This window comes from Pseudomonas sp. E45-MNA-CIBAN-0222, from assembly GCF_040310405.1.
In the GTDB taxonomy this organism is placed as follows: Bacteria; Pseudomonadota; Gammaproteobacteria; order Pseudomonadales; family Pseudomonadaceae; genus Stutzerimonas; species Stutzerimonas stutzeri_AC.
The window spans coordinates 307,278-329,150 of record NZ_JBEOPU010000002.1; the positions used below are offsets into that span (position 1 = coordinate 307,278).

At 62.5% G+C, this 21,873-nt stretch carries 21 protein-coding genes and 1 riboswitch; of the genes, 11 read left to right on the forward strand and 10 right to left on the reverse strand.

The window, feature by feature from the left end; all coding sequences use genetic code 11:
* Positions 1-41: 41 nt before the first annotated feature.
* The 6 genes from AAEZ08_RS04435 to AAEZ08_RS04460 all read right to left on the reverse strand — a co-directional run bounded on the left by AAEZ08_RS04435 (position 42) and on the right by AAEZ08_RS04460 (position 6,118).
* Positions 42-377, reverse strand: a complete 336-nt coding sequence (locus AAEZ08_RS04435) for an MliC family protein (protein ID WP_003282686.1) — start codon at positions 375-377, stop codon at positions 42-44.
* 23 nt (positions 378-400) lie between these two features.
* Complete coding sequence (locus tag AAEZ08_RS04440) at positions 401-592, reverse strand: hypothetical protein (RefSeq protein ID WP_102819930.1); 192 nt, start codon at positions 590-592, stop codon at positions 401-403.
* A 131-nt stretch (positions 593-723) separates the two neighbouring features.
* Complete coding sequence (locus AAEZ08_RS04445) at positions 724-1,884, reverse strand: phosphoglycerate kinase (RefSeq protein ID WP_102819931.1); 1,161 nt, start codon at positions 1,882-1,884, stop codon at positions 724-726.
* A 49-nt stretch (positions 1,885-1,933) separates the two neighbouring features.
* Complete coding sequence (gene epd / locus AAEZ08_RS04450) at positions 1,934-2,980, reverse strand: erythrose-4-phosphate dehydrogenase (RefSeq protein ID WP_003282689.1); 1,047 nt, start codon at positions 2,978-2,980, stop codon at positions 1,934-1,936.
* A gap of 107 nt (positions 2,981-3,087) precedes the next feature.
* Complete coding sequence (gene tkt / locus AAEZ08_RS04455; protein WP_500123794.1) at positions 3,088-5,085, reverse strand: transketolase; 1,998 nt, start codon at positions 5,083-5,085, stop codon at positions 3,088-3,090.
* Between the two features lie 94 nt (positions 5,086-5,179).
* Positions 5,180-6,118 carry a LysR substrate-binding domain-containing protein gene (locus AAEZ08_RS04460; RefSeq protein ID WP_500123795.1) on the reverse strand — a complete coding sequence of 313 codons (939 nt, stop codon included), beginning with the start codon at positions 6,116-6,118 and terminating at the stop codon, positions 5,180-5,182.
* A 134-nt stretch (positions 6,119-6,252) separates the two neighbouring features.
* On the opposite strand from AAEZ08_RS04460, the gene AAEZ08_RS04465 reads away from it, so the two are divergent.
* From AAEZ08_RS04465 to AAEZ08_RS04485, 5 genes are all read left to right on the forward strand, one after another.
* The gene (locus tag AAEZ08_RS04465) at positions 6,253-7,149 is read left to right on the forward strand and encodes a TauD/TfdA family dioxygenase (RefSeq protein ID WP_500123796.1); all 897 of its coding nucleotides are present in this window, start codon (positions 6,253-6,255) and stop codon (positions 7,147-7,149) included.
* Complete coding sequence (locus AAEZ08_RS04470; RefSeq protein WP_003282693.1) at positions 7,146-7,748, forward strand: LysE family translocator; 603 nt, start codon at positions 7,146-7,148, stop codon at positions 7,746-7,748. Before AAEZ08_RS04465 ends, AAEZ08_RS04470 begins: the two co-directional genes overlap by 4 nt.
* An 82-nt stretch (positions 7,749-7,830) precedes the next feature.
* Entirely contained in the window at positions 7,831-8,832 is a 1,002-nt protein-coding gene (locus AAEZ08_RS04475) for an ArsR/SmtB family transcription factor (RefSeq protein ID WP_500123797.1), read from the forward strand.
* Between the two features lie 14 nt (positions 8,833-8,846).
* Positions 8,847-10,037, forward strand: coding sequence for a methionine adenosyltransferase (gene metK, locus AAEZ08_RS04480; RefSeq protein WP_427702208.1), 1,191 nt, complete (start codon positions 8,847-8,849; stop codon positions 10,035-10,037).
* Between the two features lie 255 nt (positions 10,038-10,292).
* Positions 10,293-10,625 (forward strand): hypothetical protein, encoded by a 333-nt coding sequence (locus AAEZ08_RS04485; protein WP_102819936.1) that lies wholly within the window; start codon positions 10,293-10,295, stop codon positions 10,623-10,625.
* A 48-nt stretch (positions 10,626-10,673) separates the two neighbouring features.
* On the opposite strand, the gene AAEZ08_RS04490 is transcribed toward AAEZ08_RS04485, so the two are convergent.
* Positions 10,674-11,435: an ABC transporter permease gene (locus AAEZ08_RS04490; protein ID WP_102819937.1), complete on the reverse strand. Its 762-nt coding sequence runs from the start codon at positions 11,433-11,435 to the stop codon at positions 10,674-10,676.
* Positions 11,436-11,447: 12 nt separating this feature from the next.
* The gene (locus AAEZ08_RS04495) at positions 11,448-12,371 is read right to left on the reverse strand and encodes an ABC transporter ATP-binding protein (protein WP_500123798.1); all 924 of its coding nucleotides are present in this window, start codon (positions 12,369-12,371) and stop codon (positions 11,448-11,450) included.
* A gap of 175 nt (positions 12,372-12,546) precedes the next feature.
* Here AAEZ08_RS04495 and AAEZ08_RS04500 point away from each other — a divergent pair, with 175 nt between their 5' ends.
* The 3 genes from AAEZ08_RS04500 (at position 12,547) to AAEZ08_RS04510 (ending at position 16,076) form a co-directional block, all read left to right on the forward strand.
* Positions 12,547-13,878 carry a ferredoxin reductase family protein gene (locus AAEZ08_RS04500; RefSeq protein WP_500123799.1) on the forward strand — a complete coding sequence of 444 codons (1,332 nt, stop codon included), beginning with the start codon at positions 12,547-12,549 and terminating at the stop codon, positions 13,876-13,878.
* A 90-nt stretch (positions 13,879-13,968) separates the two neighbouring features.
* Positions 13,969-15,636 carry an NAD-dependent DNA ligase LigB gene (gene ligB, locus AAEZ08_RS04505; protein ID WP_500123800.1) on the forward strand — a complete coding sequence of 556 codons (1,668 nt, stop codon included), beginning with the start codon at positions 13,969-13,971 and terminating at the stop codon, positions 15,634-15,636.
* Positions 15,637-15,695: 59 nt separating this feature from the next.
* Positions 15,696-16,076 carry a DUF1090 domain-containing protein gene (locus AAEZ08_RS04510; protein WP_500123801.1) on the forward strand — a complete coding sequence of 127 codons (381 nt, stop codon included), beginning with the start codon at positions 15,696-15,698 and terminating at the stop codon, positions 16,074-16,076.
* Between the two features lie 6 nt (positions 16,077-16,082).
* Here AAEZ08_RS04510 and AAEZ08_RS04515 read toward each other — a convergent pair whose 3' ends face one another.
* Together AAEZ08_RS04515 and AAEZ08_RS04520 are read right to left on the reverse strand one after the other, a co-directional pair.
* Positions 16,083-16,529: a c-type cytochrome gene (locus AAEZ08_RS04515; protein WP_003282706.1), complete on the reverse strand. Its 447-nt coding sequence runs from the start codon at positions 16,527-16,529 to the stop codon at positions 16,083-16,085.
* Between the two features lie 107 nt (positions 16,530-16,636).
* Positions 16,637-17,074 carry a hypothetical protein gene (locus AAEZ08_RS04520; RefSeq protein WP_500123802.1) on the reverse strand — a complete coding sequence of 146 codons (438 nt, stop codon included), beginning with the start codon at positions 17,072-17,074 and terminating at the stop codon, positions 16,637-16,639.
* 165 nt (positions 17,075-17,239) lie between these two features.
* Positions 17,240-17,394, forward strand: a riboswitch (S-adenosyl-L-homocysteine riboswitch).
* Between the two features lie 24 nt (positions 17,395-17,418).
* Here AAEZ08_RS04520 and ahcY point away from each other — a divergent pair.
* From ahcY to rhlE2, 3 genes are all read left to right on the forward strand, one after another.
* Positions 17,419-18,825, forward strand: a complete 1,407-nt coding sequence (gene ahcY / locus AAEZ08_RS04525) for an adenosylhomocysteinase (RefSeq protein WP_058064279.1) — start codon at positions 17,419-17,421, stop codon at positions 18,823-18,825.
* A 92-nt stretch (positions 18,826-18,917) separates the two neighbouring features.
* Positions 18,918-19,766 (forward strand): methylenetetrahydrofolate reductase [NAD(P)H], encoded by an 849-nt coding sequence (metF, locus tag AAEZ08_RS04530; RefSeq protein ID WP_500123803.1) that lies wholly within the window; start codon positions 18,918-18,920, stop codon positions 19,764-19,766.
* Positions 19,767-20,000: 234 nt separating this feature from the next.
* Positions 20,001-21,830 (forward strand): RNA helicase RhlE2, encoded by a 1,830-nt coding sequence (gene rhlE2, locus AAEZ08_RS04535; RefSeq protein WP_103457006.1) that lies wholly within the window; start codon positions 20,001-20,003, stop codon positions 21,828-21,830.
* The last annotated feature ends 43 nt before the right edge of the window (positions 21,831-21,873 follow it).

Sequence of the window (21,873 nt, forward strand, 5' to 3'; positions counted from 1 at the left end):
CCAATGCCCCGCTTTGGCGAGGCAGCTGTACTCGTTACCCGCTAGATACTGATGAGCGACGCGCTGCAGCCATGGGCCAGCACCTTGTCGTCGGCAACGCGGTACACCAGCGCCTCGTTGCCCTTGTCGTGAAAGGCGAGCACGCCATCGCTATAGAAAGTGCCACGGGTGGCTGGTTCCTTTCGCAGGGTGTGAATACGCTCGCTATTACCCACTTTCAGATCAATCGCGGTTCGTTTGTCGTCTGCATAACGCCAGGCGATATTCTGCTGACTCTGGCACTTCCAGCGCACGAACGGCGCGTCCGGGCCGGACTGCCAGTGACCACAACCGCCGAGCAGCAACGCTGCGATCAGCATGGGCAGGCCTTTGTTCATTCCTTCTCCTTGGCTGACGGCGGTCAGGGGCAATCCTGCAAGCCGCCTTGTGTGATGGTCGGATCGCCCGTGGCCTGCATTTCGACACGCTGATCATGCTCGGCGGTCGGTCCGATGGCTGCAGGTGGGTCGAGCACCTGGCAGGCAGAATCCGGCGCACTCCCGGCGCAACCGGCCAGGCCCAGGCAGCAAATAGCAACAACGGCATATCGCATGGTGCATCCCCTTTCCTTGTTCCAGATAGAACAAAGACCACGGCGAGACGCCTGGGTTGCCCCGCGCACTGCCGGCACCGTGGATCCGGCGCCGACAGACGAATGCGTCGAGGTCGCCTCGACTGCCTAACTCAGCTCGCGCGCTGCTCCAGCACCTCGACCGCCGGCAGCACCTTGCCTTCGACGAACTCGAGGAAGGCGCCACCGCCGGTGGAAATATAGGAAATCTGCTCGGCAACGCCGTACTTATCGATGGCCGCCAGGGTGTCACCACCACCGGCGATCGAGAATGCCGGGCTCTGGGCGATGGCCTGAGCCAGCACCTTGGTGCCGTTACCGAACTGATCGAACTCGAACACACCTACCGGGCCGTTCCAGAGGATGGTCTGCGAGGCCTTGAGCATTTCGCCGAACATGGCTGCGGTCTTCGGTCCGATATCCAGGATCATGTCGTCATCGGCCACGTCGGCAACGGCCTTGACCGTGGCTTCAGCGGTTTCTGCGAATTCCTTGGCGACAACCACGTCCACCGGCAGCGGCACAGAGACCTTGGCGGCGATGGCCTTGGCGGTATCCAGCAGGTCCGCTTCATGCAGCGACTTGCCGACGTTGTAGCCGGCAGCGGCGAGGAAGGTGTTGGCGATGCCCCCACCGACGATGAGCTGATCGCATACGTCCGCCAGGGAGGTCAGCACGTCGAGCTTGGTGGACACCTTGGAACCAGCCACGATGGCGACCATTGGCTTGGCCGGGGTCTTCAGCGCTTTGCCCAGGGCGTCCAGCTCGGCTGCCAGCAGCGGGCCGGCGCAGGCGACCTTGGCAAACTTGGCCACGCCATGGGTCGAGCCCTGGGCGCGGTGAGCGGTGCCAAAGGCATCCATGACGAAAATGTCACACAGAGCGGCGTACTTCTGCGCCAGCTCGTCGGTGTTCTTCTTCTCGCCCTTGTTGAAGCGCACGTTCTCCAGCAGCACCAGCTCACCGGGCTGGACCTGGACGCCTTCGAGGTAGTCCTTGACCAGCGGGACTTCGCGGCCAAGCGCCTTGGACAGGTAGTCGGCGACCGGCTTGAGGCTGTCTTCCTCGCTGTAGACACCCTCTTCCGGGCGGCCCAGGTGCGAGCAGACCAGCACCGCCGCGCCCTTCTCCAGCGCCAGCTTGATGGTCGGCAACGAGGCCAGGATGCGCGCATCGCTCTTCACCGCGCCATCCTTCACCGGCACGTTGAGGTCCTCGCGGATCAGCACGCGCTTACCCTGGAGGTCGAGATCGGTCATCTTCAAAACGGTCATGTTGGTCTTCCTTAAGGTCGAGAAGCAGCGATGTTCCAGGCGCGGGCTGCTAGGTGCGATTGGCCACGCGCAAAAAGTGATCGGTGACGTCGAGCATGCGATTGGCAAAACCCCATTCGTTGTCGAACCAGGCCAGCAGATTCACCAGGCGCGGGCCGGACGCTCGCGTCAGGCTGCCGTCGACGATCGCCGAATGCGGGTCGTGATTGAAGTCGCAACTGGCGTGGGGCAGCTCGGTATACGCCAACAGCCCCTGCAATGGCCCGCTTTCGGCAGCCTCGCGCAGCACCCGGTTGATCGTTCGTGCGTCGGTATCACAGGCAGTCTGCAGTGTGATGTCCAGGCAAGACACGTTCACCGTGGGCACCCGCACCGCTTTGGCCTGAATCCGCCCCGAGAGTTCCGGGAGCAAACGCTCGATACCACGCGCCAGGCCCGTGGACACCGGAATCACCGACTGGAATGCCGAACGTGTACGGCGCAGATCCTCGTGATGATAGGCGTCGATCACCGGCTGGTCGTTCATGGCCGAGTGAATGGTGGTGATCGAGGCGTACTCGATACCGACCGCATCGTTGAGCAGCTTGAGCAGCGGCACACCGCAGTTGGTGGTGCAGGAAGCATTGGAGACCAGCCGTTCGGCGCCACTCAGCTGCTGCTGGTTGATGCCCATGACCACCGTGGCATCGACGTCCGCCGCGCTGGCCATCGGCTGGGAAAACAGCACCCGCGGCACACCCGCGGCGAGAAAGCGTTCGCCATCGGCGCGACTGGTGTAGGCACCGGAGCACTCCAGCACCAGATCGACGTCCAGCGCTCGCCAGTCGATGGCTTCCGGCGTCGATTCACGCAGCACTTTTACGCAGTGCCCATTGAGATGCAGGCAGTCGCCGTCGACGCTCACCTCGCCTGGAAAGCGGCCATGAGTGGAGTCGAAACGAGTGAGGTATTCCAGGCTGGCCATATCGGCCAGGTCGTTGAGGGCAACGAACTGAAAATCGAAAGCTGCGCCGCGCTCATAGAATGCACGCAGCACGCAACGGCCGATGCGGCCGTAGCCGTTGAGGGCGACGCGATAGGGACGGGCGTTGGCCATGGGTTATTAGTCGGTCCTGCGGGTGGAAAACCGCTTGGTGGTTCTCCACCCTACGCGGATGGGGCTTCGTAGGGTGGATGACATGGTCATCCACCGCATCTTCGCAGTCAGTCCTCCAGCAGCTCTTCGGCGACGGCGAGGATGTTGTCGACGGTGAAGCCGAACTCCTCGAACAGCTGGTTGGCCGGGGCCGACTCGCCGTAGGTGGTCATGCCAATGATGCGACCGTCGAGGCCGACGTACTTGTACCAGTAGTCCGCGTGGGCCGCTTCAATCGCAATACGCGCGCCGACTTCCACCGGCAGCACCTGCTGCTTGTAGGCGGCGTCCTGGCTATCGAACACGCTGGTGCAAGGCATCGAGACAACGCGCACCTTGCGGCCCTGCTCTGCCAGCTTGTCGGCAGCCTGCACCGCCAGGCTGACTTCCGAACCGGTGGAGATCAGGATCAGCTCCGGCTCGCCAGCGCAGTTCTTCAGGATGTAGCCGCCGCGGGCAATCGCCGCTTCAGTTTCGTTGTCACGAACGTGGAACGGCAGGTTCTGGCGCGAGAAGATCAGCGCGCTCGGCCCGTCCTTGCGCTCGACCGCATGCTTCCAGGCCACCGCGGATTCGACCGTGTCGGCCGGGCGCCAGGTGTCCAGGTTCGGCGTGGTGCGCAGGCTGGTCAGCTGCTCGATCGGCTGGTGCGTCGGGCCGTCTTCGCCCAGACCGATGGAGTCGTGGGTGAAGACGTAGAGCACACGCTGCTTCATCAGCGCGGACATGCGCACGGCGTTGCGGGCGTACTCCATGAACATCAGGAAGGTCGCGCCGTAGGGGATCAGGCCGCCGTGCAGGGCGACACCGTTCATGATCGCGGCCATACCGAACTCGCGCACGCCGTAATACATGTAGTTGCCCGAAGCGTCTTCGGCGACTACCGGCTTGCAACCCTTCCACAGCGTCAGGTTGGAGCCGGCCAGGTCCGCCGATCCGCCGAGCAGTTCCGGCAACAGCGGGCCAAAGGCATTCAGGCAGTTCTGGCTGGCCTTGCGGCTGGCGATGGTCTCACCCTTGGTAGCGACCTCGCGGATGAACTCACTGGCCTTCTCGGCGAAGTCGGCCGGCAGCTCGCCCGCCATCCGGCGCTTGAACTCGGACGCCAGGGCCGGGAATTCGGCCGCATACGCAGCGAAGCGCTTGTTCCACTCGTTCTCGGCGTCGGCACCCTTCTGCTTGGCGTCCCACTCGGCGTAGATCTCCGCGGGAATCTCGAACGGGCCGTGTTTCCAGCCCAGCGCCTCGCGGGTCAAGGCGATTTCGGCGTCACCCAGGGCAGCGCCGTGGGATTCTTCCTTGCCCTGCTTGTTCGGCGAACCGAAGCCGATGATGGTCTTGCAGCAGATCAGCGTCGGACGATCGCTCTTGCGCGCAGTTTCCAGGGCGATCTGGATTTCTTCTGCATCATGGCCGTCGACATTGCGAATCACCTGCCAGCCATAGGCCTCGAAGCGACGCGGGGTGTCATCGGTGAACCAGCCGTGCACTTCACCGTCGATGGAGATGCCATTGTCATCGTAGAAAGCGATCAGCTTGTTCAGGCCAAGGGTGCCAGCCAGCGAGCAGACTTCATGGGAGATGCCTTCCATCAGACAGCCGTCGCCCATGAACACATAGGTGTTGTGATCGACGATCTTGTGCCCGTCGCGGTTGAACTGCGCAGCCATGACCTTCTCGGCCACGGCGAAGCCGACGGCATTGGCCAGGCCCTGGCCCAGCGGACCGGTGGTGGTCTCGACGCCCGCGGTGTAGCCGAACTCCGGGTGGCCCGGGGTTTTGCTGTGCAGCTGGCGGAAGTTCTTCAGGTCATCGATGGTCAGGTCGTAACCGGTCAGGTGCAGCAGCGAGTAGATCAGCATCGAGCCGTGGCCGTTGGAAAGCACGAACCGGTCACGGTCTGCCCACTGCGGGTTGGTCGGACTGTGCTTCAAATGGTCACGCCAGAGCACTTCGGCGATGTCCGCCATGCCCATTGGGGCACCCGGGTGGCCGCTGTTGGCTTTCTGCACGGCATCCATGCTGAGGGCGCGGATGGCATTGGCTCGCTCACGACGGCTGGGCATCGCTGAATCTCCTGCGGGGTGTACGTAGAAAAAGGCGGCCATTTTCCCCTACCGAGGGCAACCGGGGCAATGACTGAATAGCCTGGCAGGCGCCTCAATCCAACAGCTCGACGCCTTGGCTGGTCACATCCGGCAGATGTTCGAGCAGGTAGTCGCGCATGCGCATCAGCGTGGCCGACTCATCACCGCCGCTTGGCCAGACGAGGTAATAGCTGTCACCGGACTTCACCGCCTGATGAAAGGGCAGCACCAGACTGCCGCGCTGTAGCTCTGCGCCAACCAACGCGAGATCGCCGATCGACACGCCGTGCCCCTGCGCCGCAGCAGAGATACCCAGCTCAAGGGTGTCGAACAACTTGCCCTGCTGCCAGGCAACCTGATCCGCTCGACCGGTGTGCTGCAACCAGCGCCGCCAGTCACGACAGTCACGCGAAGGGTGGATGAGTTCGGCCTCGGCCAGTTGCTGCGTAGTCCAGGCCGCTGAACCAAGCAAATCCGGAGCACAGACCGGCACCAGCCACTCGTCGAACAGCTTTACCCGCCGCCAGTCGGCGGGAAAACCATCGTTGCCGAGCAGAATCGCGCAATCGAATGGCTCACTGTTGAAATCCACTGCGTCCAGATCCATCCAGGCACTGGTCAATTGCACGCGGTTCTGCGGATTGGCCACCTGGAAGCCCTCCAGCGTCCCCAGCAGCCAGCGCATGGTCAGCGTCGACGGCGCTTTGAGACGCATCGCGCCACGCTGACGAGTAACGGCAACACAGGCGTTCTCGATGGTACGAAAGCCGATCTTCAACTCCTGGGCCAGTAGCCGCCCCGCATCGGTGAGCAGCAGCCGGGAGCCGCGCCGCTCGAAAAGCTGACAGCCAAGGTGCTCCTCCAACGCTTTCACATGCCGACTGATCGCGCTCTGGGTGATGAACAGGCTTTGCGCCGCCTGGGTGAATGAACCGAAGCGCGCTGCCGCCTCGAAGGCACGGAGCGCATAGAGCGGCGGCATGCGCGGATATTCGACGGCAGATTCTGGCATGACTAAAACTCATCCTTATCGGGTGTTTTTTCCATTTTTCAATCCTTCGCTGCGTCCCAATACTGCGCCAGCAAAGGCCCGAGTCCAAGCGATCCCGAGGCCCTGTCACGCCCAAAAACTCAGGAAAGGATGCCATGCAAAGCAAATACTACGAGACGCTTCTGGCCAACGCGGTTGAGAAGGGCGCCCTGCAGCATGAGCAAATTGGCCAGCTCCTGAATTTCAGGCTGTTCGGCAACAAAAAAGGCTTCATGACACTCGAGAACCTGCCTATCGGCGATATCCCGCCCACCCCGCAAAGCCGCGAGTACCTTTGCAAGCCCGACGACAGCAGCGAGCGACTGCTGCTGCAGGCCACGGCGCTGCTTGGCGAGCCGATCGGCTACTTGCAGGAGTCCGACGGCTGCATAGTCAACAACTTCTTCCCCCAGCAGGCGCATTCCCGCGGCGCGACCTCGGACAGTTTCGACACCGAACTGGACCTGCATACGGAGAACGCCTTTCACGCCGTGCTGCCTGACTACCTGGTGCTGCTTTGCCTGCGCCAGGACCCAGACGCAGAGGCCGTCACCTACATAGCTTCGATCGAACGCATTCTCGAACGCCTGACCTTCGAGGAACAGTCGTTCTTCCTGACCGAACCCTACAATTTTCTCTCCGACTACGGCCCCACCGAAAAGAACCAGCGCATCGACATCAATCGCCATCAGACGGTGCTCTACGGCGACCCCGATGCGCCCTTTTTTCGCTTCGACCCGCAATTCATGCTGGCTTTCAGCAGCCGCGCCCAACACTTGATGGACAAGCTGCGCGCCATTGCCTGGGAGGTAGTCGAGCCAGTACGCCTGAATCGTGGCGACATGCTGATCATCGACAACCGCCGCACTGCCCACGCCCGCAGCCCCTTCAGCGCACGCTTCGACGGTAGTGATCGCTGGATCCAGCGCGCCTTTGCCATCACTAACCCGAATTTCTATGCAGAGCGCCTGGGCAAACGCAGCCGGGTGTTCGGCCTGGTGACCGAATTATGAACGCCACCTATCTCGCCTTCGCCGCCGCAGTCGCTCTGCTGATCGCCTCACCCGGCCCGGTGGTCGCCTTGGTAGTGGCCGACGCCCGTCGCCGCTGGCCGCTTTGGACAATTCTCGGCGGCGCGGTATCTGCGCAGATCCTGATGATCGCTGCACTGGTAATGATCTACCTGGCCCTGGACCTCGACCCGCTGGTGCTCGAGGCCGGACAGATTCTCGGTGGCCTGTACCTGATCTGGCTGGGTTGCGACGGCCTGTGCGGCGGGCGCAGCGAAACCGCCACGCCAACGCGCAGCGAAGCGCACTATTTCTGGCGCGCCATGGCGGTGGGCCTGTCCAATCCAAAGGACATTCTGTTCTTTCTCGCCTTTCTACCCGGCTTCATCCTCCCCGCGCAGCCGTTCGCGCCACAGGCGACGGTGCTGATCGTGATCTGGGCGGTGATTGATCTGAGCATCCTGCTCGCCTACAGCCTGCTCTCGCGTCGCCTGGCGGGTGAAGGACTGATCCAGCGCCTGCTGGATATCCTGCCGAACTATTTCCTCATCGGGCTGGGCCTGGTGTCCTGCACCCTTGGGTTGTCCCGCCTGCTGCATTAACCCTGCGCCCACAAGGGCAATATCAAAACTTTTTGATATTGCCCTTGCTGTACGAAAAGTGACCGACTAAACTGCGCGACCTATGAGCCTGCGCATACCCCAGATCCGTTTCGACGCCAGTGATTCGCTCGCCGCCTTGTGCAAGGCCGGTGGCGATGCGCTGCGGCTGAACATATTGCGGGCGTTGGCCAGCGATTCGTTCGGCGTGCTCGAGCTGGCGCAGATCTTCGCCATCGGCCAGTCCGGCATGAGCCATCACCTCAAGGTGCTGACGCAGGCCGGTCTGCTGGCGACCCGCCGCGAAGGCAACGCGGTGTTCTATCGACGCAGCCTGCCGCAAGCGAATAGCCCAGGCGGCAAGCTGCATGGGGCGCTGCTCGAAGAGGCTGATCGACTGGAACTGCCACGCGAAATCGAAGCGCGTATCGCGGCGGTCCACGCCCAGCGCAGCGCCGCCAGCGAGGATTTCTTCGCACGCATGGCTGGCAGTTTCCAGGCCCGGCAGGACCTGATCGCCGGCTTGCCGCAGTACCGCGACAGCGTAGTGGCGCTCCTCGATGCACTGAACTTCGAGAGCAGCGCCACGGCACTGGAAATAGGTCCCGGCGATGGCAGCTTTCTGCCAGAACTGGCCCGCCGTTTTGCGCGCGTGGTGGCACTGGATAACAGTCCGGCCATGCTCGATCTGGCCCGCGCGCGCTGCGAAGAGGCAGGACTGGCAAACGTCGAGCTGAAGCTCGCCGACGCCCTGCACGACGACTGCGCACCCGCCGACTGCGTGGTACTGAACATGGTGCTGCATCACCTGGCCGCGCCAGGCGAAGCGATAAAACAACTGGCACGACTGGTGAACGCAGGCGGCAGTCTGCTGGTCACGGAGCTGTGCAGCCACAACCAGAGTTGGGCCAGGGAGGCCTGCGGCGATCTGTGGTTGGGGTTCGAACAGGACGATCTGGCCCGTTGGGCCGATGCCGCGGGGCTCACGCCCGGCGAGAGCCTCTACATTGGCTTGAAGAACGGTTTTCAGATCCAGGCCCGGTACTTTTCCCGGCTCGCCCCTGACAGCCGACTCACCCACCGGTAATAGGAAACCGATAGATGAGCGAATATTCGATTTTTACCTCCGAGTCCGTGTCCGAAGGGCACCCAGACAAGATCGCCGACCAGATTTCCGATGCGGTGCTGGACGCCATCATCGCCGAGGACAAGCATGCCCGCGTGGCCTGCGAGACTCTGGTCAAGACCGGCGTGGCGATCGTCGCCGGTGAAGTGACCACCTCGGCCTGGGTCGACCTCGAGCAACTGGTGCGCGACGTCATTATCGACATCGGCTACAACAGCTCGGAAGTCGGCTTCGACGGCGCCACCTGCGGCATCATCAACATCATCGGCAAGCAGTCGGTGGACATCGCCCAGGGTGTGGACCGCAGCAAGCCGGAAGACCAGGGCGCTGGCGACCAAGGCCTGATGTTCGGCTACGCCAGCAACGAAACCGACGTACTGATGCCCGCCCCGATCCGCTTCTCCCACGCCCTCGTCGAGCGTCAGGCGGAAGCGCGCAAGAACGGCCTGCTGCCGTGGCTGCGTCCAGATGCCAAGAGCCAGGTCACCTGCCGCTACGAAGGCGGCAAGGTAGTGGGTATCGATGCCATCGTGCTCTCCACCCAGCACAACCCGGAGGTCAAGCATTCCGACCTCAAGGAAGCGGTGATGGAGCTGGTCGTCAAGCACGTGATCCCGGCCGAACTGCTGCACAAGGACACCCAGTTCCACATCAACCCGACCGGCCAGTTCATCATCGGCGGCCCGGTGGGCGACTGCGGCCTGACCGGGCGCAAGATCATCGTCGACACCTACGGCGGCATGGCCCGTCACGGCGGCGGCGCCTTCTCCGGCAAGGATCCATCCAAGGTCGACCGCTCGGCTGCCTACGCTGGCCGTTATGTAGCGAAGAACATCGTTGCTGCCGGCCTGGCCGAACGCTGCGAAATCCAGGTCTCCTACGCCATCGGCGTGGCCCAGCCGACGTCGATCTCGATCAACACCTTCGGTACCGGCAAGCTCAGCGACGAGAAGATCGTTGCCCTGGTACGCGAGCATTTCGATCTGCGCCCCTACGCGATCACCACCATGCTCGACCTGCTGCATCCAATGTACAAGGCCACCGCGGCCTATGGCCACTTCGGCCGCGCGCCCTATGAAATGACGGTCGGTGGCGACACCTTTACCGCCTTCACCTGGGAAAAGACCGACAAGGCCGACGCCCTGCGCGCGGCTGCCGGCCTGTAACACCACCGCTCCACGCCAAACGAAAAGCCCCGCCGGTGCAAACCGAGCGGGGCTTTTTCTTTTAAAAACGAGCGGTAGGCGCGCAAAAGAAGCATGCCGCCGGACACATACCGATATTTCAACAAACTGCACCGCATCACGAAAACACCCGTTGCAGAGCCTTTCCGATACGCAGGCCAAACGCTATCATCGCCGCCCTTTTCGAACGGACTCGCTCGATCGCATGCCGCGATCGACTTTAACAGGAGGTTTTCCATGCGTATTTCCCATCTTTTCGGCTGTGCCATCCTCGCCCTCGGCAGCGCCTCGCTGCAGGCCGCCACCACCGACGTGCAGGCCAAGTGCGAACAGCAGTTGGCTGCCCAGCAGGGCAACCTGGAAACCGGCAAGCTGCTCGGCCAGATGCTTGGCAACGAAAAGCTCAACAACGCGCTGAATCAGGTTGATGGCGGCTGCGCCCAGCTCAACGCCGACGGCCTGGCCGCCAACGCTGCTGGCGATGACACTGCTGCTGTGAACGAGAAGGTCCAAGCCGTCACTCAGGCCAAGGACGCCGTTCTCGGCCTGGGCAAGATGTTCGGCAAATAAGCGCCGACGCTAAAAAACGCCCGCATCTGCGGGCGTTTTTGTTGGTGGCTAGTTCTTCAGCCGATAGCCTGTTTTGAATATCCACCACACCGCCAGCAGGCAGGCGGCGAGAAAGCTCAGGATCATCGCCAGGCTGACGCCGACGCTGATGTCCGAGACACCATAGAAGCTCCAGCGGAAACCGCTGATCAGGTACACCACCGGGTTGAACAGGGTGACCTTCTGCCATAGCGGCGGCAGCATCTCGATGGAGTAGAAGCTCCCACCGAGAAAGGCCAGCGGCGTGACGATCAGCGCCGGGACGATCTGCAGCTTCTCCCAGCCATCGGCCCAGATGCCGATGATGAAGCCGAAGAGGCAGAAGGTGATCGCCGTCAGCACCAGAAACAGCGCCATCATCAGCGGATGCTGGATTTCGTAGTCGACGAATAACCGCGCGGTGATGAGGATGATCACGCCCAGCACCAGCGACTTGGTCGCCGCTGCGCCGACATAGCCGATAACGATCTCGACATAGGAAACCGGCGCAGAAAGCACCTCGTAGATGGTCCCGGAATAGCGCGGCATGTAGATGCCGAACGAGGCATTGGAGATGCTCTCGGTGAGCAACGCCATCATGATCAGGCCGGGGATGATGAACGCACCATAAGGGATGCCGTGCATCGCCTCCATGCGCGCGCCGATGGCCGAACCGAATACCACGAAGTACAGCGAGGTAGAGATTACCGGGGTGGCGATACTCTGTAGCAAGGTGCGCCAGGTGCGCGCCAGTTCGAACAGGTAGATCGCGCGGATCGCGTAGAAATTCATGCGGGCTTTTCCTCAGCGACCGTGAACGAGGTTGACGAAGATCTCTTCGAGCGAGCTCTGGCTCGACTGCAAATCCTTGAAATCGATACCGTGGGCGGCCAGGCGCTTGAGCAGCTCGGCGATGCCGGTGTCCTGGTGCTGCACGTCGAAGGTGAACACCAGCTGGTTGCCGGCATCGGTGAGCTCCAGCGGGTAGCTGGCCAGCTCGTCCGGGATCACCGCCAGCGGGCGCTGCAGATGCAGGGTCAGCTGCTTCTTGCCGAGCTTGTGCATCAGCACGGCCTTGTCCTCGACAAGGATGATCTCGCCGCGGCTGATCACCCCGATACGATCGGCCATTTCCTCGGCCTCTTCGATGTAATGCGTGGTCAGGATGATGGTCACGCCACGTTCGCGCAGGCCACGGACCATCTCCCACATGTCGCGGCGCAGTTCGACATCGACGCCGGCTGTAGGCTCGTCGAGAAACAGAATCGACGGCTCGTGGGACAATGCCTTGGCGATCATCACCCGCCGCTTCATGCCGCCGGAAAGCTCCTGAATGCGTGCACTGCGTTTGTCCCACAGCGACAAATCGCGCAACAGTTTCTCCAGGAACGAATCGTCAGGCGCCTTGCCAAAGAGGCCGCGCGAAAAACGCACGGTTGCCCAGACGCTTTCGAAACCTTCGTTGAACAGCTCCTGCGGCACCAGCCCGATCTTCGAGCGTGCAGCGCGGTAGTCTTGGACGATGTCGTGGCCATCGACCAGCACGCGGCCGGTGCCCGGATTGACGATCCCGCAGATGATGCTGATCAGCGTGGTCTTGCCGGCGCCATTGGGGCCCAGCAGGGCAAAGATTTCGCCCTTGTGGATCTCGAGGTCGATGCGTTTGAGCGCCGGATGGCCGGAAGCGTAGGTTTTGGTGAGCTGCTCGATGGCGATCACTGGTTGCACGGGCTCGTCTCTTCGAGGAATTAAGGGGCGAATTGTAGATAAAAAGCGCGTCTTCCCGTGTCGCCGATTTCGGCTGACCGCTTCGCTACTGACCACGATCATGGCAGTGGCATGGCAGTAGGGAGATGCTTAAGGAAGCTTGAAATAGGGATGTCAGCTGGGAGGCTTGCCCAAGATGAGACAGATAAAAGTCACATACGTCGCGCTGTTCGTCGGACTGACGCTGCTCTGGCTGCTGGTCGACAGCTTCATTATGGCGCGTTACCAGTTCTGGCCGTTACGCAAGACGCTGGTGCACTACAGCGGCGTGCTCGGGATTGTCGCGATGAGCGTGGCAATGGTGCTGGCGGTGCGGCCGCGACGCTTCGAGCGCTTCTTCGACGGGTTGGACAAGACCTATCGACTACACAAGTGGCTCGGCATCAGCGCGCTAGTAATTGCCATCTTTCACTGGGGCTGGGGGCAGATACCAAAATGGCTAGTCGGTTTTGGCTGGCTGGAAAAACCGGCACGACGTGCCGGTGAGGGCCAGATGCATGAGGGCATCTTTGCCCTGCTGCAACGCTTCCGCGGCCTAGCGGAGACGATAGGCGAATGGGCGTTCTATGCCGCGGTGATTCTGATCGTGCTGGCGCTAGTCAAGCGCTTCCCCTACCGCTGGTTTTTCAAGACGCACCGCTGGCTGGCGCTGGTCTATCTGGCCCTGGTGGCGCATGCAGTAGTGCTGACGCCGCCGGACTATTGGACATCGCCACTGGGCGTGGTCCTTGCCGTCATGATGGCCTCGGGTTCTGTGGCGGCCTGCATTTCGCTGTTGCGCCGCATCGGCCGCAAGCATCAGGTCGTCGGCCGCATTGATGGACTTACCCATCATCGCGACAACCGCGTGCTGCGCGTCGATATCAAGCTCGACGGTCCCTGGCCGGGGCACAAGGCCGGGCAGTTCGCCTTCGTCACCTTCGACGACAAGGAGGGACCGCACCCCTTCAGCCTGTCCTCTGCCTGGTGCAACGATGGCAAGCTTACTTTCTCGATCAAGGGCCTCGGCGACTACACCCGTTCCCTGCCGGACACCCTAAAGGCGGGCGACGCGGTTAAGGTCGAAGGACCTTACGGCTGCTTCGATTTCCACAGCCGAAAACCTCGGCAGATCTGGGTCGCCGGCGGCATCGGCATCGCACCCTTCATTGGCCGGCTACAGGCGCTCGCCGAAAGCGGCAAGGGCGACAACGTCGACCTGTTCTACTGCACCAGCGCGCCGGACCAAGGCTTCATCGAGCGTATCCGCGAGCTGGCTGAGAGTGCCCGCGTGCGCCTGCACGTGCTGATCGCCAGCGAGGGCGGGCGTCTGACACCCGAGCGCCTTCGTGAGTTGGCGCCGCGCTGGCACGACAGCGATGTTTGGTTCTGCGGCCCGGCAGGCTTCGGTCAGGACCTGAGCAAGGACCTGCGACGCCACGGCCTGCCATCGAGGGATTTCCACCAGGAACTGTTCAATATGCGCTGACGCACGGTCGCGCTGCGCCAAGCCGGCGACAATGCTATCGGCCTTCTCTGATGGGAGGCCAGACCAATTCATTGGAGCAAGGACGCTCTTATGCAACGCCTGATCGCACTATCGCTGTGCCTTTTGTCACCCCTTTGCCTTGCTGCCTGCCCGACCTGGGACAACCGCCAAGCACAACAGGAAATCCGCAGCCTGCGGCAGCAGCTCAATCAATGGGATGAGGCCTACCACCGCAACGGCCAGTCGTTGGTGGATGACGAAATCTACGACCAGAGCCGCGACCGCCTGCACGACTGGCAGCGTTGTTTTCCTGCCGCCGATCAATCGCAACAGGATCCGCTGGACGCAGCGGGCGGCCCACTACCGCATCCAGTCAGGCAGACCGGCCTGGTGAAGCTCGCTGACGAACAGTCGGTTGCCGACTGGATCGAGCGACGCGATAACCTCTGGATTCAGCCCAAGGTAGATGGCGTAGCGGTGACCCTGGTATATCGCAACGGCCAGCTGCAGCAAGCCATCAGCCGTGGTGACGGTAACAGCGGTCAGGACTGGACGACCAATGCGCGGCTTGTCCCAGCGGTTCCGGCGCGACTGACAGAGCCAGGCGACGTAATCCTGCAGGGCGAGCTTTACTGGCGCCTGGAGCAGCATGTGCAAGCAGCGGATGGTGGTGTCGGTGCACGCAGCCGTGTAGCCGGTGCGATGGCGCGCACGCAACTAAGCAGTGACATCGCCGAGCAGATCGGATTGTTCGTCTGGGACTGGCCCAACGGCCCGGAGCCGATGACTGCGCAGCTGGAGCGGCTTGCGGCAATGGGATTCGCGGACAGTAAACGCTTCAGCCTGCCGCTACGGGATTTTGAGCAAGCGCGGCATTGGCGCGAGTATTGGTATCGGCAACCCCTGCCCTTCGCCACCGACGGCGTGGTGTTACGGCAAAGCCAGCGTCCACCAGCCGAACGCTGGCAAGCCGAACCGCATTGGGCGGCGGCATGGAAGCACCCTCTGCGCAAGGTGGTGACCGAGGTGCGCGCCGTGGAGTTTCGCATCGGCCGCACCGGACGGATCACGCCAATGCTGCAGCTGGCACCGGTATATCTCGATGACCGGCGCATTCGCACCCTCAGCCTTGGCTCGCTGGGCCGCTGGCGAGCACTGGACGTGCATCCCGGCGATCAGGTTGCTGTTGCGCTTGCGGGACAGACCATTGCGCAGCTGGACTCGGTAGTCTGGCGCAGCACCGAACGGGCGCAAGTGGTGGCACCCGACCCTGCTCGGTATCACGCACACAGCTGCTGGCAGCCGACGCCAGGCTGCGAGCAGCAGTTCATAGCCCGCCTCGCCTGGCTAAGTGGCAAACAGGGCCTCGGCTTTTCAGGACTCGGTGCCGGTAGCTGGCAAGCGCTGCTCGATGCCGGACTGTTACCCGATCTGCTCGCATGGCTGGAGCTGGATGCGGCAACGCTACAGCAGGTGCCGGGCATCGGCGAAGAGCGCGCCGGCAAGCTGGCTGCGAGCTTTGCCCTTGCTCGAGAGAGGTCGTTGGAGCGCTGGCTCAGGGCCCTCGGCATGCCCGCTGCTGTATCACTCGCGGAGGAAGTCGATTGGAACGTGCTGGCCGCGCGCAGCGCGGCGCAATGGCAGGCCGTGCCAGGCGTCGGACCAGCGCGTGCGCGGCAGCTGCAGGCATTCTTCCAGGCACCGGAGCTACAAGCGTTGCGCTACAGATTACGTGCCGTCGGCGTTTCAGGTTTCTAAGGGACTTTCGCCGCTCTGCGCGGTCGATAGGGGCTGGATAACAATTATGGAGGCGAGGCATGTCTTTGCGACATTGGCCGATTGCCCTGCTGATCGGCAACACCGCCATCAGCTCGCTAGCCGCGGCGGCACCACAAGCCGATACCCAGTGCCAAGAACAACGCCAGTCCTTGCGTGAACACCTGCAGCAGGCAAGGCTGCAGGGCGACAAGCCGCGTCAGACGCAGCTCAACGCCGAGCTGCAGTCGCTAAGCGAAGAGTGCCAAGGTCTGGTGGCGCTGCATCCGCGCCAAGTCGAGTACGAGCACATCAATCGCCAGGTGGACCGGCGTGAGGCGCTGTTACGCGAGGCGCTGGGCACTGGCGATGCGCAGCTGATCGAGCTGCGTCGCAATCAGCTGGCCAAATCCCGGGAAAAGCTCGACACGCTACGCCGCTGACCCGTCTCAGTAAGCGCGAAACTCCTTGTGGCAGGCTTCGCAGGCATCCTCGACCCGCTGAAAGGCCGGCGCAACGCTTTGTGCGGTGACAGGTGAGGCACTGGTCACGCCGACCAGCTCTGCTGTGGTCGCCTCCAGTGCACGCGCCATCTCGTTGAAACGCTCCTGGCGCTGCCAGACATCGTCGCGCGCGTCGCTCTGCTTCTCCTTGACCTCGGGGTAGTGCTGCCATGGCTGTCGCGAAAGCTCATCCAGTTTTACGGCGCCCGCGCTGAACGCTTCACCATCAAAAGGCAGGCGGCCGCGCAACATGCCGCCGAGATCTTCTTTGGTATCGAGCATCGCCTGGTAGATCGCCTTACGCTTGCCCAGCGGCGAATCAGGATCGACCCGATCGCAGCCCGTCAGCGCGAGCGCAGCAATCAAGGACAGGCTCAGCAGTCTCAGCTTCATGGTTCAACCACCCGTGGAGGCAAAGCGCGGGATTATCCCCGCCCACGCCCGGTTGAACAAATCAGTCAGGTATCGACTTCGTCAGCAAAGATTGCGCAGGCATTCGACTAGCGCGACCAGCTGCCGCCACCGCTCTCGCAATCGATCTTGGCCTGTGCCCGGTCGCTGGCGTGGTAGTGATAGGTGACGATCGTCGCTTCGTCACTCATCTGGGTTGGCAAGGTACCGTTTTTCGCCTGGGAGCCGGTGGCACGTTCGTTAGCGAGAGTCTCCGGAGTCATTGCTGCGGTACAGATACCAAAGTGGCCGTCAGGGCAGCTGTCGCGGATCTCGCGGCGGGAATTCTTCACCGCCTCGTTGTCCTGACACACCCAGTCGATGGCGTCCTCGTCATCCAGACCGTGAAACTCGAAGCACTGCTCGGTCACCACCGGCGCCGGCACGGCGCCAGACGTTTCGCTATGCACGTAGCAGGATTTAGCAGCGGCAGGGAGGCTGAAGGCGCCGACGAGCAGTACCGGCGCGAGGCGAAGCATGGGGTTCATGGCGGTCTCCTGAAACGGTTTCGCCCGGCAAGGTCACCGAACCTCAAATTTCGACCCCCTGCCCGGCTACGTAGTTCGCGCGGTATCGGACTTGGGATTGACGCACAGCGCAGCTATAATCGCCTGGTTTTTCCCGGTCGACTCCGCTTCGACCGTGCCCGCCACCCGTCCGAGGGGCGCTGCAGCAGGAATGAAAGCCTGTTTTGTATCTCGCAAGCCACGCGGCTTACCTTGTCGCGCCGCAGCAGATCCAGATTAGAATTCACCTGTCAGGCTCGGATGGGGCGTTTCCTAGAACGCATCAACGGCGCCCATTCGCATCTATACGAATGGAGAACTCTTCTATGAGTGCTGTCATGACGCCTGCCGGTTTCACCGACTTCAAGGTCGCCGACATTTCTCTGGCCGCCTGGGGCCGCCGTGAAGTCATCATTGCCGAGTCCGAAATGCCCGCGCTGATGGGCCTGCGCACCAAGTACGCCGCAGAGCAACCGCTCAAGGGCGCGAAAATCCTCGGCTGCATCCACATGACTATCCAGACCGCCGTGCTGATCGAGACGCTGATCGCCCTCGGCGCCGAAGTACGCTGGTCCTCCTGCAACATCTTCTCCACCCAGGATCAGGCCGCTGCCGCCATCGCCGCCGCCGGCATCCCGGTGTTTGCCTGGAAGGGCGAGACCGAGGAAGAGTACGAGTGGTGCATCGAGCAGACCATCCTCAAGGACGGCCAGCCGTGGGACGCCAACATGGTGCTGGACGACGGCGGTGACCTGACCCAGATCCTGCACGACAAGTACCCGCAAGTGCTCGAGCGCGTCCACGGCGTCACCGAGGAAACTACCACCGGCGTGCACCGCCTGCTCGACATGCTCAAGGGCGGCACGCTGAAGATCCCGGCGATCAACGTCAACGACTCGGTCACCAAGAGCAAGAACGACAACAAGTATGGTTGCCGTCACAGCCTGAACGATGCCATCAAGCGCGCCACCGACCACCTGCTGTCGGGCAAGCAGGCGCTGGTCGTCGGCTACGGCGATGTCGGCAAGGGGTCGGCGCAATCGCTGCGTCAGGAAGGCATGATCGTCAAGGTGTCGGAAGTCGACCCGATCTGCGCCATGCAGGCCTGCATGGATGGCTTCGAGCTGGTCTCCCCCTACAAGGACGGCATCAACGATGGCACTGAAGCCAGCGTCGACGCGGCCCTGCTGGGCAAGATCGACCTGATCGTCACCACCACCGGTAACGTTAACGTGTGCGACGCCGGCATGCTCAAGGCGCTGAAGAAGCGCGCCGTGGTGTGCAACATCGGCCACTTCGACAACGAGATCGACACCGCCTTCATGCGCGCCAACTGGGGCTGGGAAGAGGTCAAGCCGCAGGTGCACAAGATCCACCGCACCGGCAAGACCGTCGACCCGACCAACGACGACTACCTGATCCTGCTGGCCGAAGGACGCCTGGTGAACCTGGGCAACGCCACCGGCCACCCGAGCCGCATCATGGACGGCTCCTTCGCCAACCAGGTGCTGGCGCAGATCCATCTCTACAACGAGAAGTTTGCCGACCTGCCGGTTGCCGAGAAGAGCAAGAACGTCACCGTCATGGTGCTGCCGAAGAAGCTCGACGAGGAAGTAGCGCTGGAGATGGTCAAGGGCTTTGGTGGCGTGGTCACCCAGCTGACCACCAAGCAGGCGGAATACATCGGCGTGACCGTCGAAGGCCCGTTCAAGCCGGACAGCTACCGCTACTAAGAAGCAGCTCAAACTGCACGCCACAGGTCGCAAGCCGCTTCGTGCCCGCTTGAGGCCTGTAGCTTGCGGCTTGGCAGCTAAGGAATCTTTAGATGACGACTTCCCGCCCCTCCATCAGCTTCGAGTTCTTCCCTACCAAGACCGAAGCCGGGCATGAAAAACTGCTGAACGTGGCCCGCCAATTGGCAGGTTACCAACCTGATTTCTTTTCCTGCACCTACGGTGCCGGCGGGTCGACCCGTGACCGCACGCTAAACACCGTGCTGCAGCTCGACGGCGAAGTGAAAGTGCCGACCGCGCCGCATCTGTCCTGCGTCGGCGACACCAAGGCTGATCTGCGCGAGCTGCTGAACCTCTACAAGGAGGCAGGCATCCAGCGCATCGTTGCGCTGCGGGGCGATCTGCCCTCTGGTATGGGTATGGCCAGCGGCGAGCTGCGCTACGCCAATGAGCTGGTGGAATTCATCCGCAGCGAAACCGGGGATCACTTCCACATCGAAATCGCTGCCTACCCGGAGATGCATCCGCAGGCACGCAATTTCGAGGATGATCTGGCCAACTTCGTGCGCAAGGCCAAGGCCGGCGCCGACAGCGCTATTACCCAGTACTTCTTCAATGCCGACTGCTACTTCTACTTCGTCGAGCGCGTACGCAAGCTCGGCGTAGAAACGCCAGTGGTGCCAGGCATCATGCCAATCACCAACTACAGCAAGCTGGCACGGTTCTCCGACGCCTGCGGCGCGGAGATTCCGCGCTGGGTGCGCAAGCAGCTCGAAGCCTACGGCGACGACATCCAGAGCATCCAGGCCTTCGGCGAGCAGGTCATCACCGAGATGTGCGAGAAGCTGCTGGCCGGCGGTGCGCCAGGCCTGCACTTCTACACACTGAACCAGGCCGAGCCGAGCCTGGCAGTCTGGAATAACCTCAAGCTGTCGCGCTGAGTCGGACTCAACCTGCTCCGCAGAAATGCGGGGCTGGCTAATGAACCCGTGACCTGCGACACTGTCAGAGCAATGCGGTGTTAACAGGCTCTGTTATACTCCGCGCTTCCGCCAGGCTTACGCCCGGATGCCGCTACCATATCTGCGGCAGGACCGGACGGGATCGCACGCCAGTCGCGATTCAAGCCAGGCATGATCATCCCAGGGCCTCGCCCTAACAAGACAGGATTACTCATGTCCTTTGCTTCCCTCGGTCTCTCCGAGGCTTTGGCCGGTGCCGTCGAGGCCGCCGGTTACACCCAGCCTACCCCCGTGCAACAGCGGGCAATTCCCGCCGTGTTGCAAGGCCGTGACCTGATGGTCGCCGCTCAGACCGGAACCGGAAAGACGGGCGGTTTCGCCCTGCCGGTACTTGAATTGCTGTTCCCGGGTGGTCACCCGGACCGTGACCATCGCTACGGTCCGAAACAGCCGCGCGTACTGGTCCTGACGCCGACCCGCGAGCTCGCCGCTCAGGTCCACGAGAGCTTCAAGGTCTATGCCCGTGACTTGCCCCTGAAGAGCACCTGCATCTTCGGTGGTGTTGGCATGAACCCGCAGATCCAGGCAGTAGCCAAGGGTCTCGACGTGCTTGTCGCCTGCCCCGGTCGCTTGCTCGACCTGACCAATCAGAAAGCAATCGACCTGTCGCATGTGGAAATCCTCGTCCTCGACGAAGCTGACCGCATGCTCGACATGGGCTTCATCCATGACGTCAAGAAGGTCCTGGCCAAGCTGCCAGCCAAGCGCCAGAACCTGCTGTTCTCGGCCACCTTCTCCAAGGACATCACCGATCTCGCCGGCAAGCTGCTGCACAACCCCGAGCGCATCGAGGTCACGCCGCCGAACACCACCGTCGAGCGAATCGAGCAACGCATGTTCCGCGTGGCTGCCAGCCACAAGCGTGCCCTGCTCGCCCACCTGATTACCCAGGGTGCCTGGGAGCAGGTGCTGGTCTTCACCCGCACCAAGCACGGCGCCAACCGTCTGGCCGAATATCTGGAAAAGCACGGTCTGCCGGCTGCCGCGATTCATGGCAACAAGAGCCAGAACGCCCGTACCAAGGCTCTGGCCGACTTCAAGGCCAACCAGGTGCGCATCCTGGTCGCCACCGATATTGCCGCCCGTGGCCTGGATATCGATCAGCTGCCCCATGTGGTCAACTTCGAGCTGCCCAACGTCGAGGAAGACTACGTGCACCGCATCGGCCGTACCGGTCGTGCCGGACGCAGCGGTGAAGCCATCTCGCTGGTCGCGCCAGACGAGGAGAAGCTGCTCAAGGGCATCGAACGGATGACCAAGCAGCGCATTCCCGAAGGCGACCTGATGGGCTTTGACGCCAGTGCCATCGAGGCCGAAAAGCCCGAAGTGCGCGAACCGCGCCAGCCACGCCCCCAGCGCGGAGAGGGCAAGCCCCGCGGCGAACGTAGCAAGCCTGCCGAAAAAGGCGCCGAGCAAAAGGAGCGCAACCGTCGCAGCCAAAGCAAGGCCCGCAAGCCTACGCGCGAGGGCGCCAGCAGCGAAGCACAAGCTGTTGTCCGTCCGCCTCAGCTGCCGCCGGATCGCGCTCCTGACGAGTTCCGCGATGACGAAGTGGACAACTTCGGCAATCGGGTCGATTACGTCAGCCCATATCAGAACAAGCAGAACCGCGGCCGCCGCCCCGGCGCTCCTGCTCAGCCAGGCAGCGCTCCACGCGCAGCGGGTGCTGCACGAACAGGTACAGGCGGCACAAGCGGTGCCAGCGCGCCCGCAGCAGGCAAGGGCAAGCGCCCCGGCCAGGGTCCGGCAGCACGCAGTGGTCAGCCACGCAACGGCCAGCCGCGGCGCAAGAGTGAAAGCCGGCGGATCGACGAGCCAGTGGCGTCTCGTCAGGAAGCGGCCAAACCTCGCGAGAAGCAGCCGGTGATCATCCACAAGGAATCGAAGATCGATCGCCTGCCTAGCCTTGACCAGCTCGAGCAGTTACCGACTCGCCCGCGCGGCGAGAAGCCAGCACTGCTGACGCGTAACCGCGAAGCGTAAGCCACACACAAAAACGCCGCCCAATGGGCGGCGTTTTCGTTTC

Coding starts and splice junctions, on each gene's coding strand:
- AAEZ08_RS04490 (WP_102819937.1), bottom strand. CDS start 11,435: ATGAATTTCTACGCGATCCGCGCGATCTACCTGTTCGAACTGGCGCGC.
- epd (WP_003282689.1), bottom strand. CDS start 2,980: ATGGCCAACGCCCGTCCCTATCGCGTCGCCCTCAACGGCTACGGCCGC.
- AAEZ08_RS04510 (WP_500123801.1), top strand. CDS start 15,696: ATGTCTTTGCGACATTGGCCGATTGCCCTGCTGATCGGCAACACCGCC.
- AAEZ08_RS04460 (WP_500123795.1), bottom strand. CDS start 6,118: ATGCCAGAATCTGCCGTCGAATATCCGCGCATGCCGCCGCTCTATGCG.
- AAEZ08_RS04435 (WP_003282686.1), bottom strand. CDS start 377: ATGAACAAAGGCCTGCCCATGCTGATCGCAGCGTTGCTGCTCGGCGGT.
- metK (WP_427702208.1), top strand. CDS start 8,847: ATGAGCGAATATTCGATTTTTACCTCCGAGTCCGTGTCCGAAGGGCAC.
- AAEZ08_RS04515 (WP_003282706.1), bottom strand. CDS start 16,529: ATGAAGCTGAGACTGCTGAGCCTGTCCTTGATTGCTGCGCTCGCGCTG.
- ligB (WP_500123800.1), top strand. CDS start 13,969: ATGCAACGCCTGATCGCACTATCGCTGTGCCTTTTGTCACCCCTTTGC.
- AAEZ08_RS04520 (WP_500123802.1), bottom strand. CDS start 17,074: ATGAACCCCATGCTTCGCCTCGCGCCGGTACTGCTCGTCGGCGCCTTC.
- AAEZ08_RS04465 (WP_500123796.1), top strand. CDS start 6,253: ATGCAAAGCAAATACTACGAGACGCTTCTGGCCAACGCGGTTGAGAAG.
- AAEZ08_RS04475 (WP_500123797.1), top strand. CDS start 7,831: ATGAGCCTGCGCATACCCCAGATCCGTTTCGACGCCAGTGATTCGCTC.
- metF (WP_500123803.1), top strand. CDS start 18,918: ATGACGACTTCCCGCCCCTCCATCAGCTTCGAGTTCTTCCCTACCAAG.
- rhlE2 (WP_103457006.1), top strand. CDS start 20,001: ATGTCCTTTGCTTCCCTCGGTCTCTCCGAGGCTTTGGCCGGTGCCGTC.
- AAEZ08_RS04445 (WP_102819931.1), bottom strand. CDS start 1,884: ATGACCGTTTTGAAGATGACCGATCTCGACCTCCAGGGTAAGCGCGTG.
- AAEZ08_RS04440 (WP_102819930.1), bottom strand. CDS start 592: ATGCGATATGCCGTTGTTGCTATTTGCTGCCTGGGCCTGGCCGGTTGC.
- ahcY (WP_058064279.1), top strand. CDS start 17,419: ATGAGTGCTGTCATGACGCCTGCCGGTTTCACCGACTTCAAGGTCGCC.
- AAEZ08_RS04500 (WP_500123799.1), top strand. CDS start 12,547: ATGAGACAGATAAAAGTCACATACGTCGCGCTGTTCGTCGGACTGACG.
- tkt (WP_500123794.1), bottom strand. CDS start 5,085: ATGCCCAGCCGTCGTGAGCGAGCCAATGCCATCCGCGCCCTCAGCATG.
- AAEZ08_RS04470 (WP_003282693.1), top strand. CDS start 7,146: ATGAACGCCACCTATCTCGCCTTCGCCGCCGCAGTCGCTCTGCTGATC.
- AAEZ08_RS04485 (WP_102819936.1), top strand. CDS start 10,293: ATGCGTATTTCCCATCTTTTCGGCTGTGCCATCCTCGCCCTCGGCAGC.